The 14,507-nt window shown below is 51.4% G+C and carries 13 protein-coding genes and 1 pseudogene; 8 read left to right on the plus strand and 6 right to left on the minus strand.

Annotated features, from left to right (window positions below):
• The first annotated feature begins 20 nt into the window (after window positions 1-20).
• The 4 genes from J7445_RS11445 (at window position 21) to mraY (ending at window position 4,370) form a co-directional block, all read left to right on the plus strand.
• Window positions 21-1,388 carry a UDP-N-acetylmuramoyl-tripeptide--D-alanyl-D-alanine ligase gene (locus tag J7445_RS11445; protein ID WP_070655443.1) on the plus strand — a complete coding sequence of 456 codons (1,368 nt, stop codon included), beginning with the start codon at window positions 21-23 and terminating at the stop codon, window positions 1,386-1,388.
• A 375-nt stretch (window positions 1,389-1,763) separates the two neighbouring features.
• Window positions 1,764-2,729 carry an IS30 family transposase gene (locus J7445_RS11450; protein WP_209282909.1) on the plus strand — a complete coding sequence of 322 codons (966 nt, stop codon included), beginning with the start codon at window positions 1,764-1,766 and terminating at the stop codon, window positions 2,727-2,729.
• A 189-nt stretch (window positions 2,730-2,918) separates the two neighbouring features.
• Window positions 2,919-3,092: a hypothetical protein gene (locus J7445_RS11455; protein ID WP_180949620.1), complete on the plus strand. Its 174-nt coding sequence runs from the start codon at window positions 2,919-2,921 to the stop codon at window positions 3,090-3,092.
• Between the two features lie 195 nt (window positions 3,093-3,287).
• On the plus strand, window positions 3,288-4,370 hold the full coding sequence (mraY, locus tag J7445_RS11460) for a phospho-N-acetylmuramoyl-pentapeptide-transferase (protein WP_070655447.1): 1,083 nt from the start codon (window positions 3,288-3,290) through the stop codon (window positions 4,368-4,370).
• A gap of 165 nt (window positions 4,371-4,535) precedes the next feature.
• Here the strand turns inward: mraY and J7445_RS11465 are convergent, their stop codons facing one another.
• The 3 genes from J7445_RS11465 to J7445_RS11475 form a co-directional block, all read right to left on the minus strand.
• On the minus strand, window positions 4,536-5,198 hold the full coding sequence (locus J7445_RS11465) for an NAD(P)H-dependent oxidoreductase (protein WP_280530528.1): 663 nt from the start codon (window positions 5,196-5,198) through the stop codon (window positions 4,536-4,538).
• Window positions 5,192-6,319 (minus strand): Gfo/Idh/MocA family protein, encoded by a 1,128-nt coding sequence (locus tag J7445_RS11470; RefSeq protein ID WP_070655451.1) that lies wholly within the window; start codon window positions 6,317-6,319, stop codon window positions 5,192-5,194. Before J7445_RS11470 ends, J7445_RS11465 begins: the two co-directional genes overlap by 7 nt.
• Before the next feature lie 534 nt (window positions 6,320-6,853).
• Entirely contained in the window at window positions 6,854-7,738 is an 885-nt protein-coding gene (locus J7445_RS11475; RefSeq protein ID WP_070655453.1) for a LysR family transcriptional regulator, read from the minus strand.
• Between the two features lie 137 nt (window positions 7,739-7,875).
• Here J7445_RS11475 and J7445_RS11480 point away from each other — a divergent pair, with 137 nt between their 5' ends.
• The 4 genes and pseudogenes from J7445_RS11480 to J7445_RS11495 form a co-directional block, all read left to right on the plus strand.
• The gene (locus tag J7445_RS11480; protein ID WP_244969482.1) at window positions 7,876-8,268 is read left to right on the plus strand and encodes a CidA/LrgA family protein; all 393 of its coding nucleotides are present in this window, start codon (window positions 7,876-7,878) and stop codon (window positions 8,266-8,268) included.
• 12 nt (window positions 8,269-8,280) lie between these two features.
• Window positions 8,281-8,934: an LrgB family protein gene (locus J7445_RS11485; RefSeq protein WP_209283065.1), complete on the plus strand. Its 654-nt coding sequence runs from the start codon at window positions 8,281-8,283 to the stop codon at window positions 8,932-8,934.
• A 10-nt stretch (window positions 8,935-8,944) separates the two neighbouring features.
• Window positions 8,945-9,952 (plus strand): IS5 family transposase, encoded by a 1,008-nt coding sequence (locus J7445_RS11490; protein ID WP_209283066.1) that lies wholly within the window; start codon window positions 8,945-8,947, stop codon window positions 9,950-9,952.
• 145 nt (window positions 9,953-10,097) lie between these two features.
• Window positions 10,098-10,199, plus strand: a pseudogene (locus J7445_RS11495) (LrgB family protein); the annotation flags it as partial.
• A 248-nt stretch (window positions 10,200-10,447) separates the two neighbouring features.
• On the opposite strand, the gene J7445_RS11500 reads toward J7445_RS11495, so the two are convergent.
• The 3 genes from J7445_RS11500 to J7445_RS11510 form a co-directional block, all read right to left on the minus strand.
• The gene (locus J7445_RS11500; RefSeq protein WP_070655457.1) at window positions 10,448-12,640 is read right to left on the minus strand and encodes a polysaccharide biosynthesis tyrosine autokinase; all 2,193 of its coding nucleotides are present in this window, start codon (window positions 12,638-12,640) and stop codon (window positions 10,448-10,450) included.
• Window positions 12,641-12,686: 46 nt separating this feature from the next.
• Complete coding sequence (locus tag J7445_RS11505) at window positions 12,687-13,133, minus strand: low molecular weight protein-tyrosine-phosphatase (RefSeq protein ID WP_003743280.1); 447 nt, start codon at window positions 13,131-13,133, stop codon at window positions 12,687-12,689.
• 169 nt (window positions 13,134-13,302) lie between these two features.
• Complete coding sequence (locus J7445_RS11510; protein WP_209283067.1) at window positions 13,303-14,436, minus strand: polysaccharide export protein; 1,134 nt, start codon at window positions 14,434-14,436, stop codon at window positions 13,303-13,305.
• Between the last annotated feature and the right edge of the window lie 71 nt (window positions 14,437-14,507).

The raw sequence follows: 14,507 nt of genomic DNA on the forward strand, positions 1-14,507 counted from the left end.
AAAAACAAACGAAAGAAACCATGAAACCACTAGACCTAAATTTCATCTGCCGGACCCTCAACCTTCCGACGCCGTCTGAAAACAAACCCGTGTCGCGCATCGTAACCGACAGTCGCGACATCCGCGCGGGCGATGTGTTTTTTGCTTTGGCGGGTGAGCGGTTTGACGCGCATGATTTTGTTGAAGACGTATTGGCTGCGGGTGCGGCGGCGGTTGTGGTTTCGCGCGAAGATTGCGCTGCTTTGGATGGCGCGTTGAAAGTTGATGACACACTTGCCGCATTGCAAACGCTGGCGAAGGCATGGCGCGATAATGTGAACCCGTTTGTATTCGGCATTACCGGCTCGGGCGGCAAGACGACGGTGAAGGAAATGCTGGCTGCGGTATTGCGCCGCCGTTTCGGCGATGATGCCGTTTTGGCGACGGCGGGCAACTTCAACAACCATATTGGGCTGCCGCTGACTTTGTTGAAATTAAACGAAAAACACTGCTATGCCGTGATCGAAATGGGTATGAACCATTTCGGCGAACTGGCGGTTTTGACGCAAATTGCCAAACCCGATGCCGTTTTGGTCAACAACGCCCTGCGCGCCCATGTCGGCTGCGGTTTTGACGGTACGCTCGATATTGCCCAAGCGAAAAGCGAGATTTATCAAGGCTTGGGCGAGAACGGATTGGCTTTGATTCCGTGCGAAGACGAACATGCCGCCGTGTTTCAGACGAGCTCCCAAGGTCATCAGCAACAGACTTTCGGCGTCGATAGCGGCGATGTCCACGCGGAAAATATCGTGCTGAAACCTTTGTCGTGCGAATTTGATTTGGTGTGCGGCGACGAGCGCACAGCCGTGATGCTACCTGTTCCCGGCCGCCACAATGTTCACAACGCCGCTGCTGCTGCCGCGCTGGCTTTGGCTGCGGGTTTGAGTTTGGACGATGTGGCGGAAGGTTTGAAAGGCTTCAGCAATATCAAAGGTCGTCTGAACGTCAAAGCCGGCATCAAAGGCGCGACCCTGATTGACGATACTTACAATGCAAACCCCGACAGCATGAAAGCCGCGATTGACGTGTTGGCGCGTATGCCTTCGCCGCGTATTTTTGTGATGGGCGATATGGGCGAACTGGGCGAGGATGAAGCCGCCGCCATGCACGCCGAGGTCGGCGCGTACGCCCGCGACCAAGGCATCGAAGCGGCTTATTTTGTCGGCGACAACAGCGTCGAAGCGGCGGAAACGTTTGGCGCGGACGGTTTGTGGTTCGCTGCCAAAGACCCGCTGATTCAAGTGTTGAGCCACAATTTGCCCGAACACGCCACCGTATTGGTGAAAGGTTCGCGCTTTATGAAGATGGAAGAAGTCGTCGAGGCGTTGACGGATAAAGAGGTCGTCTGAAAATGGGGCAGAAAAGAAAACGACCTATACTGTTGCAAGTTATCGTTGGGATGATAGTAGTGGCAGCAGTTTTATGGCCTGCGACAGTGTGGCTTTACATCGAAAATGTAGGATTTGAGACAATAAGGACAGCATACGAAATCACAAGTGGACGTTTACTTTGGTTTTGGTTAGGAAATTTTTATTTGCTTGTGCAAGTCATATTGATGCTGGTTACTGCTGTTGGACTATGGAGAGGTAAGGATTGGGCGCGTAGGTTGTGGCTATTTAGTTGCATTCTGTATATCGGCGGATTCGCATTTGAAGTGCAACTTTCCCTAACAGAAAAAGGCCAGTATGCGGTAGCATACGGCCTTTCCTGCAAGAAAGATTGCCATGAGCTACACACAACTGACCCAAGACGAACGATACCATATCCAATACCTGTCCCGCCACTGCACCGTCACAGAAATCGCCAAACAGCTTAACCGCCACAAAAGCACCATCAGCCGCGAAATCAGACGGCACCGCACCCAAGGGCAGCAATACAGTGCCGAAAAAGCACAGAAGCAGAGCCGGACTATCAAACAGCGTAAGCGAAAGCCCTATAAGCTTGATTCGCAGCTGATTCAACACATCGACACCCTTATCCGCCGCAAACTCAGTCCCGAACAAGTATGCGCCTACCTGCGCAAACATCACGGGATAACACTCCACCACAGCACCATTTACCGCTACCTCCGCCAAGACAAAAGCAACGGCGGCACCTTGTGGCAACACCTCAGAATATGCAGCAAACCCTACCGCAAACGCTACGGCAGCACATGGACCAGAGGCAAAGTGCCCAACCGCGTCGGCATAGAAAACCGACCCGCCATCGTCGACCAGAAAGCCCGCATCGGCGATTGGGAAGCCGACACCATCGTCGGCAAAGGACAGAAAAGCGCATTACTGACCTTGGTCGAACGCGTTACCCGCTACACCATCATCTGCAAATTGGACAGCCTCAAAGCCGAAGACACTGCTCTGGCAGCCATTAGGGTATTAAGGGCACATAAAGCCAGAGTCCACACCATCACCATGGACAACGGTAAAGAATTTTACCAACACACCAAAATAGCCAAAGCATTGAAAGCGGAGACTTATTTTTGCCGCCCCTACCATTCTTGGGAGAAAGGGCTGAATGAGAACACCAACGGACTCATCCGACAATATTTCCCCAAACAAACCGATTTCCGGAACATCAGTGATCGGGAGATACGCAGGGTTCAAGATGAGTTGAACCACCGGCCAAGAAAAACACTTGGCTACGAAACGCCAAGTGTTTTATTCTTGAATCTGTTCCAACCACTAGTACCATAGTGTTGCACTTGAAATCCGAATCCAAGATCGTTTACAATACAGTCAATTATTTAACTGTGAGTTGGGCAAGTTGGTTGTCATGGCCGGATGTTGTTATTCGTGCTGCAATTTGTTATAGCCTATTTTACTTACATCCTAAAGATTATTTTCAGACTCAAGAAAATAAAACTTGAAAAGACCGTCAGAAATATGAAAAAGATTTTTCTATTGGCTAGTTTGCTGATTGCCACGTTTTATGCCGGAATGAAAGTACAGGCATTTATTTATGAAGATACCTGTTTGGACTTGGGCGGCGGCAAAAATCCGGGAAATTATCCGATTTGCGTGATTGAGAAAGACGCTAACGCCGCTGCTACTCAATAATGTTGCCATCTCTCTAAACAACGGATAACGGGTTTGTCAGAAACCAGCATAGAGAGTGAACTTCAGCAGGCGCTGACTGTCATAAGCAGCTTGATAATCAACAAAGGTCGTCTGAAACTTTTTCAGACGACCCAAAAACCAAACTTTAAAACGGGCGATAAGCCCAATGTAACAACAAAAACAAAAGGAAGCCCCATGTTTTTATGGCTTGCACATTTCAGTAACTGGTTGTCCGGTCTGAATATCTTTCAATACACCACATTCCGCGCCGTCATGGCAGCCTTGACCGCCTTGGCGTTTTCCCTGCTGCTCGGTCCGTGGACCATCCGTAAACTGACGCAGTTGAAAGTCGGGCAGGCGGTACGCACCGACGGGCCGCAAACCCACCTCATCAAAAACGGCACGCCGACCATGGGCGGTTCGCTGATTCTGACCGCCATCACCGTGTCCACAATTTTGTGGGGCAACTGGGCAAACCCGTATATTTGGATTCTCTTGGGCGTATTGCTCGCCACGGGTGCGCTCGGTTTTTACGACGACTGGCGCAAAGTCGTCTATAAAGACCCCAACGGCGTTTCTCCCAAATTCAAAATGGTGTGGCAGTCGAGCGTCGCCATCATCGCCGCGCTTGCCCTGTTTTACCTTGCTTCCAATAGCTCCAACAACATCCTCATCGTCCCCTTCTTCAAACAAGTCGCCTTGCCGCTGGGCGTGGTCGGCTTCGTCGTTCTGACCTATCTGACCATCGTCGGCACTTCCAACGCCGTCAACCTAACCGACGGTCTTGACGGACTTGCCGCCTTCCCCGTCGTCCTCGTCGCCGCCGGCCTCGCCATCTTCGCCTACGCCAGCGGACACTCGCAATTCGCCCAATACCTGCAACTGCCTTATGTCGCAGGCGCGAACGAAGTCGTGATTTTCTGTACCGCCATGTGCGGCGCGTGTCTCGGATTTTTATGGTTCAACGCCTATCCCGCGCAAGTCTTTATGGGCGACGTCGGTGCGCTGGCATTGGGCGCGGCACTCGGTACCGTTGCTGTCATCGTCCGCCAAGAGTTCGTCCTCGTCATCATGGGCGGCCTGTTCGTCGTTGAAGCCGTGTCCGTCATGCTTCAGGTCGGCTGGTATAAGAAAACCAAAAAACGCATCTTCCTGATGGCGCCTATCCACCACCACTACGAACAAAAAGGCTGGAAAGAAACCCAAGTCGTCGTCCGCTTCTGGATTATCACCATCGTCTTGGTGTTAATCGGATTGAGTACGCTGAAAATCCGTTAACTATTCAGATCAATATCGAAAAGGTCGTCTGAAACAGATTTCAGACGACCTTTTTCTTTGTTTGAAAGAGAAACAGAAATCACAGGATTTGCTTTGAGGGCTTTCAAAAGTATCTGTTTGAAACGATACTGTGATTGCTGTTCAGCCCTTTAGATTTAATCGGCGCTACTCCGCCCAAATCACTGTTTCCGACGCATCGCGGCGCGGTTTCGGGTTAATGTCGCGCACACGGTAGCCGAAGGTTGCGGCGACGGATAAGCCGTAATTCTCAGGATCGAGCAATCTGGCTTCGGCAAGGATTTTTTCCACTTCAGCATACTCCATACCTTCAATGGCGCAAGAATCGATGCCGAGCATCGCCGCGCCGGTGAGCATATTGCCCAGCGCGATGTAGGTTTGCTTGCTTGCCCAGTCAAACAGGGCGCGTTCGTCGTCGGCGATGGGCATATCGTGGGTTTGGAAACGGCGGTAGCGTTCAAATGCGCCCGCCCTCTCTTCAGCGGTCAGACCGCGTCTGTCCATCATTTCTTCAAAAGCGGGACTGTCGTAGCGGGCGTGTTTTCGTGCCAATAGGAAAACGACATGGCTGGCCTCCAAAATGGAAGCCTGCATCCCCCAAGCAAAGGGTTTGATTTTTTCGCGCAATGCTGTGTTCTGCACAACCACAAACTGCCACGGCTCGCAGCCGACGGAGCTGGGCGAAAGGCGGCCGAAATCAAGGACGGCGGCAAAATCTTCGGCACTGATTTTGCGCGCGGGGTCGTAATAGCGGACGGAAACGCGGCGTTTGAAAATTTCGAGGGCTTGTTCGCGGGTCAGTATCATGATGATTCCTTTGATTGAGTATGGAAGGGGCTTCCTTTCGGACAATCAGAATGGTCAAACGTTCGCAAAGTTTGCAAGACCAGCGGCAGCGAAACCGTTTGACGGTTGTGTGCAGAAAGGTAGGCGGCGTTAATCAGCTCCAGCGATTTCAAGCCTTCGCGCCCATCGACAACAGGATCGGCCTTGCCGCGCAACACATCGACAACATTCCGATAATACAGCGGATGTCCGAAACCGTACACCGACGTGGTTTCGTAATTGGCGGTTTTGACCTGCTCGTCGTAATCACGTTCATTGGCAAAATTCCATTCCTGAATTTCGTTCACCGCCATGCCGCCGATGCGTACCGTGCCGGTTTCGCCCAAAATGGTAATCGAGCCTTCGAGGTTTTTCGGATAGGTACACATGGTTACCGCCATCGAACCGAACGTGCCGTCGCGCCAACGGAGGTTCATCACGCCTGTGTCTTCGGCTTCAATTTTGCGGTGGGTCGCAATCATCGCCTGCACTTCCGCCACCGGGCCGATGAGCCATTCCATCAAATCGACGTAGTGGCTGGCTTGGTTCATGAACGCGCCACCGTCCAGCTTCCAAGTGCCGCGCCAACCACCCCCTTGGTCGTAATACGACTGCGGGCGCGTCCAAAAAACATTCAAATGCACCATATAGATTTTGCCGAAGCGTTGTTCCGTGACCGCGCGTTTGAGCAGTTGCAGCGTGGCGTTGAGGCGGTTTTGTTTCACCACAAACAAGCGTTTGCCCGCTTTATCGGAGGCTTGAACCATGCGTTCACCGTCCGTAAAGCAGGTTGCCATCGGCTTTTCGGTAACGACGTGAAAACCCGCTTCCAATGCCTCAACTGCCTGTTCGGGATGCAAACCGGACGGCGTGGTGATGACGATTACGTCGGCATCGGTTTCGGCGAGCATTTCCGTATAGCAGGTATAGCCTTTCGCACCAGTGCGCTTGACCGCTGTTGCAAGCGCGGCAGGATCGATGTCGCATACAGCAACGAGTTCGCAATCTTCCTGCAACAATTCAAAAGAACCGAAATGATTGTTGGAAATACGGCCGCAACCGACTAAGGCGAATTTGATTTTACGATCGGAGATGGGTTCAGACATTTTCAGACGACGTAACAGAAAAAATGGGGGGATTATAGTGACATTTTGGTGAAGCGTTATAGACGGAAAAGCGCAAAGATATCGTCTGAAAATCTGATTTTGGTTTTTCAGACGACCTTTTACGTTAGGTTTGGTTTATCTCTCTTACGTGTCTGTCTGAAATGATGCAGGACAGTGCGGTCTGTTGTGGAAATGACGAGACGGATATTTTCTGTTTTAATTCCCCTATCGACAGCCCACCGTCGGGAGGTAGTATGTTTTACGGATTGGTTGTGGCAACATCGGCTTTCCTGTGTTTTGGATTTGGAAACTACATCATTAGAAACAGATGGTTGAAGGGGATAGTGTTATGTTCGGGCTGGATTTTAATGTTTTTTACCCAAGCAGAGGTACAACGGATGGTCAGTGTATATCCTGCTTCCTCAATCCGTAACTATTTCCTTATTGTGTTTGTCGAAGTGGTTTGCCTTATCTTTTTGTTCCGTAGATTTTCCCGATGAGGTCGTCTGAAAACCGTTTTCAGACGACCTTTTTCTATTTCCTGAACTCTTCCCTGACGATGTCCAGCCAAGCCCTGAGCGCGGGGGTGGGACGCTGGTGTTTTTTCCAAGCCATCGTCAGTTGCCAGCGGATTTCGGGTTCGGTCAGCGGGACGGCGGCGAAAGTGTCGGGGTTGATTTTGCGGGCGTAGTATTCGGGCAGAAGGGCGATGCCCATATGGTGCGCCACCATGTCGGCGAGCAGGTCCCATTGTCCGGTGCGGCAGACGACGTTGGGCGTGAAGCCTTGGCTGCGGCAGGCGGTTTGGATGGTTTCGTTGAGGGAAAAGCCTGAGCCGAAGAGGATAAACGGTTCGTGTTGCAGGCTTTTGAGGCTGAGGGCGGCATGGCGGGCTTGGGCGCGCGGCATGAGGACGACGAGCGGGTAGTCGCAGAGGGTAATGCTGTCGAAGTCTTCGTGGACGGGGGCGAGCAGTTGTCCGGCGTCGAGTTCGTTGTTGCGCAGGGATTGTTCGATGGCGAGCGAACCTTGTTCGAGGAAGGTCAGTTCGATGCCGGGCCATTGGCGGCGGAAACGGAACAGGGCGTTGCTGAGCAGATCGCTGCCGAGCAGTGCCAAACCCAGCCGCAGCGTGCCGCTTTTGATGTGGTGGTAGTCGTCGATACGTGCGAGCAGCAGGTCGCGTTCGTGCAGGAGGTTCAGCGCGTGGCGGTACACCTCTTCGCCGATGGGTGTGGTGGCGACTTGGCGTTTTTTGCGACCGTTTTCTTTAACCAGCAGCGGTACGCCCAGCTCTTCTTCCAATGCCTGTATGGTTTTGCTGACGGTGGGCTGGGTCAGGTTGAGCGCGGATGCGGCGGCGGAGAAACTTTGCAGGCGCACGAGTTCGGCGAAACAGTGCAGGCTTTTGAAGTCCATTATTCCTCTTGAGCATGATTTTGATGCAGATAATTCATATTATGCGTAAAGGAAACCCCTATAATCAAGCTTTTTGCGGATGCAGGCATTGCACCCGACATTACCTCAAACAACTATATCGATTACTACTAAACATCATGGATTCTTTCAGCAGAATTTTTCAGACGGCCTTGCAACTGGCCATTGTCGGCTCAGTATGGGTCGTATCGGAAGCCGTAGTGCGTTTTACCCACCTTCCCGTATCTTCGGGCGTATTGGGCCTGTTTTTAATGTTGGCCCTGTTGGGCAGCGGCGTGATTAAAACCGGCATGGTCGAGCGTGGCGCAAAATGGGTGTTGGGCGAACTGGTGTTCTTCTTCATCCCGATTATGGTATCCGTGTTGCAGTACCGCGATTTGCTGATGTCGGAAGGCTGGCAGCTCGTGCTGACCATCGTCGTCGGCACCGCGCTAGTGATGATCATCACGGCGCTGACGCTAAATTTCTGCTACCGCTGGAAACGCCGCCTGCATAAAAAATTGCACGCCTGATAGGGAATTAAAATGGATTACGCCGCGCTTACCTGCTTCGCTTGGACTTGTTTCGCCTATTTTGTGGCGAAAAAAATCTACCGCAAAAAACCGCTGATGATTTTCTCGCCCGTCGTTACCGTCTCGGTCAGCACCATCATCCTGATGCTGCTTTTAGGCATTTCCTACGATACTTACCACAAATACACGCAAAGCATCGTTTTCCTGCTCACGCCAGTAACGGTCGCCTTCGCCATCCCGATTTATGAAAACCGCGAAGTCATCCGCCGCCAGCTTCCCATCCTGTCGATAGCGATTATGGTCGGCATGTTCGTCGGCGTTGCCAGCGCGTTTTTGATGGGCAATATGTTCCACTTCGACAGCGAAGTCACCAACAGCCTGATGGCGCGCTCGATTTCCACGCCGTTTGCCGTCGTATTGGCAAGTGAAATCCACGGCTCGGCTTCGCTGGTGTCGCTGTTCACCATCATCACCGGCTTCGTCGGCATGATATTTGGTGATTTGTTTTTAGCGTTCACTCGCATCCGCTTCCACACCGCCAACGGTGTCGCACTGGGCAACGCCGCCCACGGCTTCGGCACTTCCCGCGCCGGACAACGCCACGAAACCGAAGGAGACCTTTGCAAAATTCCCCAAAATCCCCTAAATTCCCACCAAGACATTTAGGGGATTTCTCATGAGCACCTTCTTTCAGCAAACCGCACAAGCCATGATTGCCAAACACATTGACCGCTTCCCACTATTGAAGTTGGATCAGGTGATTGATTGGCAACCGATCGAACAGTACCTGAACCGTCAAAGAACCCGTTATCTCCGAGACCACCGCGACCGTCCCGCCTATCCCCTGTTGTCCATGTTCAAAGCCGTCCTGCTCGGACAATGGCACAGCCTCTCCGATCCCGAACTCGAACACAGCCTCATCATCCGCATCGATTTCAACCTGTTTTGCCGCTTTGACGAACTGAGCATCCCCGATTACAGCACCTTATGCCGCTACCGCAACTGGCTGGCGCAAGACGACACCCTGTCCGAATTGCTGGAACTGATTAACTGCCAACTGACCGAAAAAAACCTAAAAGTAGAGAAAGCATCCGCCGCCGTCATTGACGCCACCATTATTCAAACTGCCGGCAGCAAACAGCGTCAGGCTATAGAAGTCGATGAAGAAGGACAAGTCAGCGGCCAAACCACACCGAGTAAGGACAAAGATGCCCGTTGGACAAAGAAAAACGGCCTCTACAGACTCGGTTACAAACAACATACCCGTACCGATGAGGAAGGCTATATCGAGAAACTGCACATCACCCCCGCCAATACCCATGAGTGTAACCACCTGTTGCCTTTGCTGGAAGGAATAGCCAAAGACACAACCGTCTATGCCGACAAAGGCTACGACAGTGCGGAAAACCGGCAACATCTGAAAGACCATCGGTTGCTGGACGGCATTATGCGCAAAGCCCACCGCAACCGTCCGCTGACGGAAGTGCAAACCAAACGTAACCGATATTTGTCGAAGACCCGTTATGTGGTCGAACAAAGCTTCGGTACGCTGCACCGTAAATTCCGCTACGCCCGGGCAGCCTATTTTGGGCTGATTAAAGTGAGTGCGCAAAGCCATCTGAAGGCGATGTGTTTGAACCTGTTGAAAGCGGCTAACAGGCTAAGTGTGCCTGTTGCCGCCTAAAAGGCGGCCCGGATGCCTGATTATCAGGTATCCGGGGAGGATTAAGGGGGTATTTGGGTAAAATCAGGAGCAATTAGTGGCAGAAACAGCCGAAAACCTGTGTTTGGGTTTCGGCTGTCGGGGAAAGGGCTTTTTTGCAAAGGTCTCCGAAGGTGTGATGGCGAGCCTGACCATGATATTGGCGGGGCTGTTTATGGTCATCATCGGGCCGAGTATGGTGCATTTGGTGGTTTGGCTGATGGGCTGAACGGCAGTTTTACAAAGAGATTGGAAACGTCGTCTGAAAAGCCGTTAAGCAAAATCTGATGGCAGTATGATACCTTGTTGATATTTATTGCGAAAATACCCATGTTGACATTGCACCCTGCTACGCGGGACAGGCTATGGCAAAAATGATGGAGATTTGGGCTTTTCTTTGAATTGATTGTGTTGATGATAAAAAAGGTCGTCTGAAAATTTTCAGACGACCTTTTTGACAACAAGCTTTACCTATCGTCAGGCTCTTGGTTTTTCTGACGTAGTTTTCTTGGCTGTTTTTTTGCCTTCGGTAGGCGTTATGTAAGAATAGTAGTAGTCGTAAGTGCTGTTTGCCTCGCGTTTTATACCATTGAGGATAACGCCTTTGATGGTGATTTTGTTTTGACGCAGGCGTTCTGCACTGATAGCCAGCTCTTTGGTAGTCGTATTGCCGTAGCGGCTGACCAGAAGGACTGTGCCTGCATGTTGTCCGACAACGACGGCATCGGTTACCGCTAAAACGGGCGGAGTGTCGATGATGATGTAATCGTAACGTTTTTGCGCGTTTGACAACAGTTCTTTGAAACGGTTGTCCATCAGCAGCTCGGACGGATTTTTAGGATAGCTGCCGGTGCTGATGAGGTGCAGGTTAGGAATGTTGGTTTGAGTAACAGCCTGTGCAGGGGAAACCTCCCCGGATAGAATATCGGACAGGCCGAATTCGGGTGTTACGTTCAGCAACTGATCCAGATAGCCTTTGCGCATATCGGTATCAATCAGCAATATGCGTTTACCTGACTGTGCCATCACGGTGGCGAGGTTGGCGGAAATGAAGGATTTACCTGCTTCAGGAGCTGCACCGGTAATCATGAGGATATTATTGCGTGCGTCCAGCATGGAGAAGTAGATGTTGGTACGCAGGGCACGAATGGCTTCGACGGCGATGTCGGTACTGTCCTCGTTTGCCAAAAGATAGTTGGAACGGCCTTGGAGCGATTTGAACTTGCGCTTGATAATGTCGCGTTTTTGCTGGGTTTTTGAATGTGGGATAAGGGCTGAGACTTCGAGATCGAGGGCTTCGATTTCTTCAGACGACGTAATGCCGCGGCGCATACGGCCTTGCAGCAGGAACCACATGGAGGCAAGTGCGCCTGCGGCAAGCGCGCCCAATGCGGCGATAACGGCTTTACGCGGGGCGATCGGTTTTTCCGGCGTGTAGGCATGGTCAACGATGCGGACGTTGCCTTGCGCACTGGCTTTCATGATGTTGAGTTCTTGTTGTTTCGCCAAGAGTTGGACGTAGGTTGCTTGGTTGGTTTCTACGTCGCGGGTCAGACGGATGACTTCCTGTTGGGTGTTGGGCAGGCCGGCAATTTGCTGGTTGATTTTGCTCTTGGCGCGTTCGAGTACCGCCAGTTTATCCAAAACGGCTTTATAGGAAGGGTGTTCCGGAGTGTACAGTTCTGCCAAACCCGCTTCTTCGGTTTTGAGCAAGGTGATTTGGGTTTCGATGCTGGTCAGGCTTTCAAGCGCGCCTTTGGACTCAAGCGGAATATCGAGCGAACCGGAGCGTTCGCGATAGGCGTTGAGTTTGTTTTCTGCGTCTTGCAAGGTTTCTTTCAGACGAGGTAATTCTTCGCTGATGAATGCCAAGCCGCTGGACGCGACTTGAACGTCTCGTTCACGGTTTTGGGAGACGTAATTGTCGGCGATGCTGTTGAGAATAGTGCTGGTTTTTTTAGGATCGGTATCGGTATAAGACAGGTTGATGATAGGGCTGGTTTTACCTTTACTGATGACCGAGAGCTTGTTTTTTAGGTTTTCGATAGCGCTGAGTTTGGAGAATTTGGTCAGCTCGAAATCTTGCTCTGCCTCAGCAAGAATGCGGTCGACTTTTAGAACGGTTTCATTATTGACTTTAAGGGGCGCGCCGACGCGGCCTTCTTTAGTTGTACCGTCAGGGAGTGTCAGCAGATAGGTTTTGCTGTCTTTAACGGTCAGTTTGAAAGGTTTGTTAATCCAGTCCTCAGAAACGGTGAATGCGCCGATTTTTAACATCGGGTCGTCGCTGCCGCTGAGGTTGTGCACCATATTCCCGAAAATCGGGAAGTAGGTGGCTTTGACTTCTTGGTCGAGTTGTAGGTCTTCAACGGTTTTGCCCAATACCAAACGAGATTGAACGAGCTCCACTTCTGCTTCGGACGGGGCAGGTTCGTTGGAAAGCATGTTGTTGATTTCGGTTAGGATTTGGTTTTGTTTGGTTTCGATTTCCAACATGGCATCGGCACGATAGAGCGGGGTGGAGGCCAAACCGATTACGGCACCTGCCAATCCGCCTGCTAAGATTGCGGCGGCGATTTTGTTTTTGTTTTGCCACAGGCTTTGCATTTGTTGGCCGAAGTCGATTTCGTCGTTGCCGGCAGGGGCTGATGAGGGATATTGTTTGTACATCAGTAGACTTTCTTCTTAAACGGGTTCTGTTGTGCGGAAGTTGAGATTATTGCTCTGCCTGTCCGCTCAGTTTATCCGCCCATGTGTCGGCGGCTTGTTCGATTTGTAGAAAGACCGCTTCGAACATTTCGCTGCTTTGTTTGAATGGGTCGGGTATATTTTTTTTCGGTAGCCATTGGGCAAGCAAAAAAGCTTTGCTGCGTGCAGATGGCTGAATGTCGGCAACCATGTCGATATGTGCCGGCTCCATGACCAAAATCAGATCCGCTTCGTCGCACATCTGGGGTGTCAGTTGGCGGGCGGTATGTCCTGCGACAATAACGCCGTGTTTGAGGGCAGTTTTAATGGCTTGGAAGTCTGCATCTTTTCCAGCCAATGCGTTAATGCCGGCAGAGCTGATACGGTGGTTGGGCAGTTTTTTCTGCAAAATACGTTCTGCCGTCGGGGAGCGGCAGATGTTGCCCATACATACTACTAAAATATTTTGAAACATAGGGGAAGCGGTATTTTTTCTTGTATAGGGTCAAATCATTATAAAACAGTTTGCGGCCGGATATTTTATCGGTCTGGATGAGGATTCCGTTCATACATTATTCAGAATTCAGACGACTCATACCCGAACCGCTGTTCCGCCTGACAACAAATGTTGCCGGACCGTCAGGTTATTTGAATGTGCTGTCGATAGAGTTGACGTTGGTAACGAAGCTGGTTATTTGCGACACTACGCGGTTCCAACGGGTAACCGGCGCGGCAGTTACATAGACGATGTCGTTGGGGCGCAAGTCAAAGTCGTTGCCCAATGCGTAAGCAGTCGCGTCTTTCAGGTTAAGTTGGTAAATATGGATAGGTTTGACAGCATCCTCAGGTGCGCGGCGGATGACGAATACGCCTGTTGCATCGGCTTGAGTTTGGTTCATGCCACCAGCCTCACCCAATGCCTGTGTGAGATTTAAGCCATGATTGCCGATGGGCAGGGTCGCTTGGCGGCCGACTTCACCCATGATGTACACTTTGCTGTTGCTGTTGTTGGGGACGTAAACGATGTCGCCGTTGCTTAAGAGGTGGTTTTGCGACATATCGCCATACTGCATGATGTCTTGTAGGGAGATAGTGCGGTCAACACCGTTATGCGTCCATTTGATGTGTTGGGTGTCGGCATTTTGCGCCACGCCGCCCGCTTGGTTGACGGCATCAAGGATGGTCATGGGGACGTTGGTAATCGGCAGTTGGCCGGCTTGTCCGACAGCGCCGGAAATGGAAATGCGTTGCGAACGGAATTCGGTTACGTTGATGGTAACTTGGGGATTTTTAAGGTAACGTTTCAGACGACTTGTCAGGATATTTTGCAGCTCGTCTATGGTTTTGCCTTGTGCTTGGATTTTGCCGACCAGCGGGTAGGTGATGTAGCCGCTTTCGTCCACCCAGGCGCCGCGGCTGACTTGGTTGCTTTGCGGACTGCTTTGCTGAACGGGTGAATTGAGGTCGGTGTGCGCCCAAACCATGATGTTCAATACGTCGCCTTTGCCGATGTGGTAGCGGTAGGCAGCTTTGCTGCGTTCAAGGACTGCGTTGGTTTGCGACAACACTGGCGGTTTGCGCATTTTTTCAACGAGGCCGAAGGTAATCGGATAGATGGCGACACGTTTGTCGAATTTGGTGTCTGCGACGGTTTCGCCATTATCGTAAATGATGGCTTTGTTGCGTGTGTTGATGGTGGAGCCGGGAATGACGGTAGTGCTGTTACAGGCGGTCAGTGCCATCAGCGACAGGCCGATGAGGGCAAGCTGTTTTTTCATGTCGGTATCCTTGTCAATCTTATCTGGGTCGTCTGAAACTTTCAGACGACCTTTTTTGTAGGGTATCTTGC

It is taken from the genome of Neisseria sicca (assembly GCF_017753665.1).
GTDB classification, from domain to species: Bacteria; Pseudomonadota; Gammaproteobacteria; order Burkholderiales; family Neisseriaceae; genus Neisseria; species Neisseria flava.

Bases quoted from the DNA above. Each gene is read 5' to 3' on its own strand.
- J7445_RS11480 (WP_244969482.1), top strand. From the start codon at position 7,876: ATGGATTCTTTCAGCAGAATTTTTCAGACGGCCTTGCAACTGGCCATT.
- J7445_RS11510 (WP_209283067.1), bottom strand. From the start codon at position 14,436: ATGAAAAAACAGCTTGCCCTCATCGGCCTGTCGCTGATGGCACTGACC.
- J7445_RS11485 (WP_209283065.1), top strand. From the start codon at position 8,281: ATGGATTACGCCGCGCTTACCTGCTTCGCTTGGACTTGTTTCGCCTAT.
- J7445_RS11500 (WP_070655457.1), bottom strand. From the start codon at position 12,640: ATGTACAAACAATATCCCTCATCAGCCCCTGCCGGCAACGACGAAATC.
- J7445_RS11475 (WP_070655453.1), bottom strand. From the start codon at position 7,738: ATGGACTTCAAAAGCCTGCACTGTTTCGCCGAACTCGTGCGCCTGCAA.
- J7445_RS11455 (WP_180949620.1), top strand. From the start codon at position 2,919: ATGAAAAAGATTTTTCTATTGGCTAGTTTGCTGATTGCCACGTTTTAT.
- J7445_RS11470 (WP_070655451.1), bottom strand. From the start codon at position 6,319: ATGTCTGAACCCATCTCCGATCGTAAAATCAAATTCGCCTTAGTCGGT.
- J7445_RS11450 (WP_209282909.1), top strand. From the start codon at position 1,764: ATGAGCTACACACAACTGACCCAAGACGAACGATACCATATCCAATAC.
- J7445_RS11445 (WP_070655443.1), top strand. From the start codon at position 21: ATGAAACCACTAGACCTAAATTTCATCTGCCGGACCCTCAACCTTCCG.
- J7445_RS11490 (WP_209283066.1), top strand. From the start codon at position 8,945: ATGAGCACCTTCTTTCAGCAAACCGCACAAGCCATGATTGCCAAACAC.
- J7445_RS11505 (WP_003743280.1), bottom strand. From the start codon at position 13,133: ATGTTTCAAAATATTTTAGTAGTATGTATGGGCAACATCTGCCGCTCC.
- mraY (WP_070655447.1), top strand. From the start codon at position 3,288: ATGTTTTTATGGCTTGCACATTTCAGTAACTGGTTGTCCGGTCTGAAT.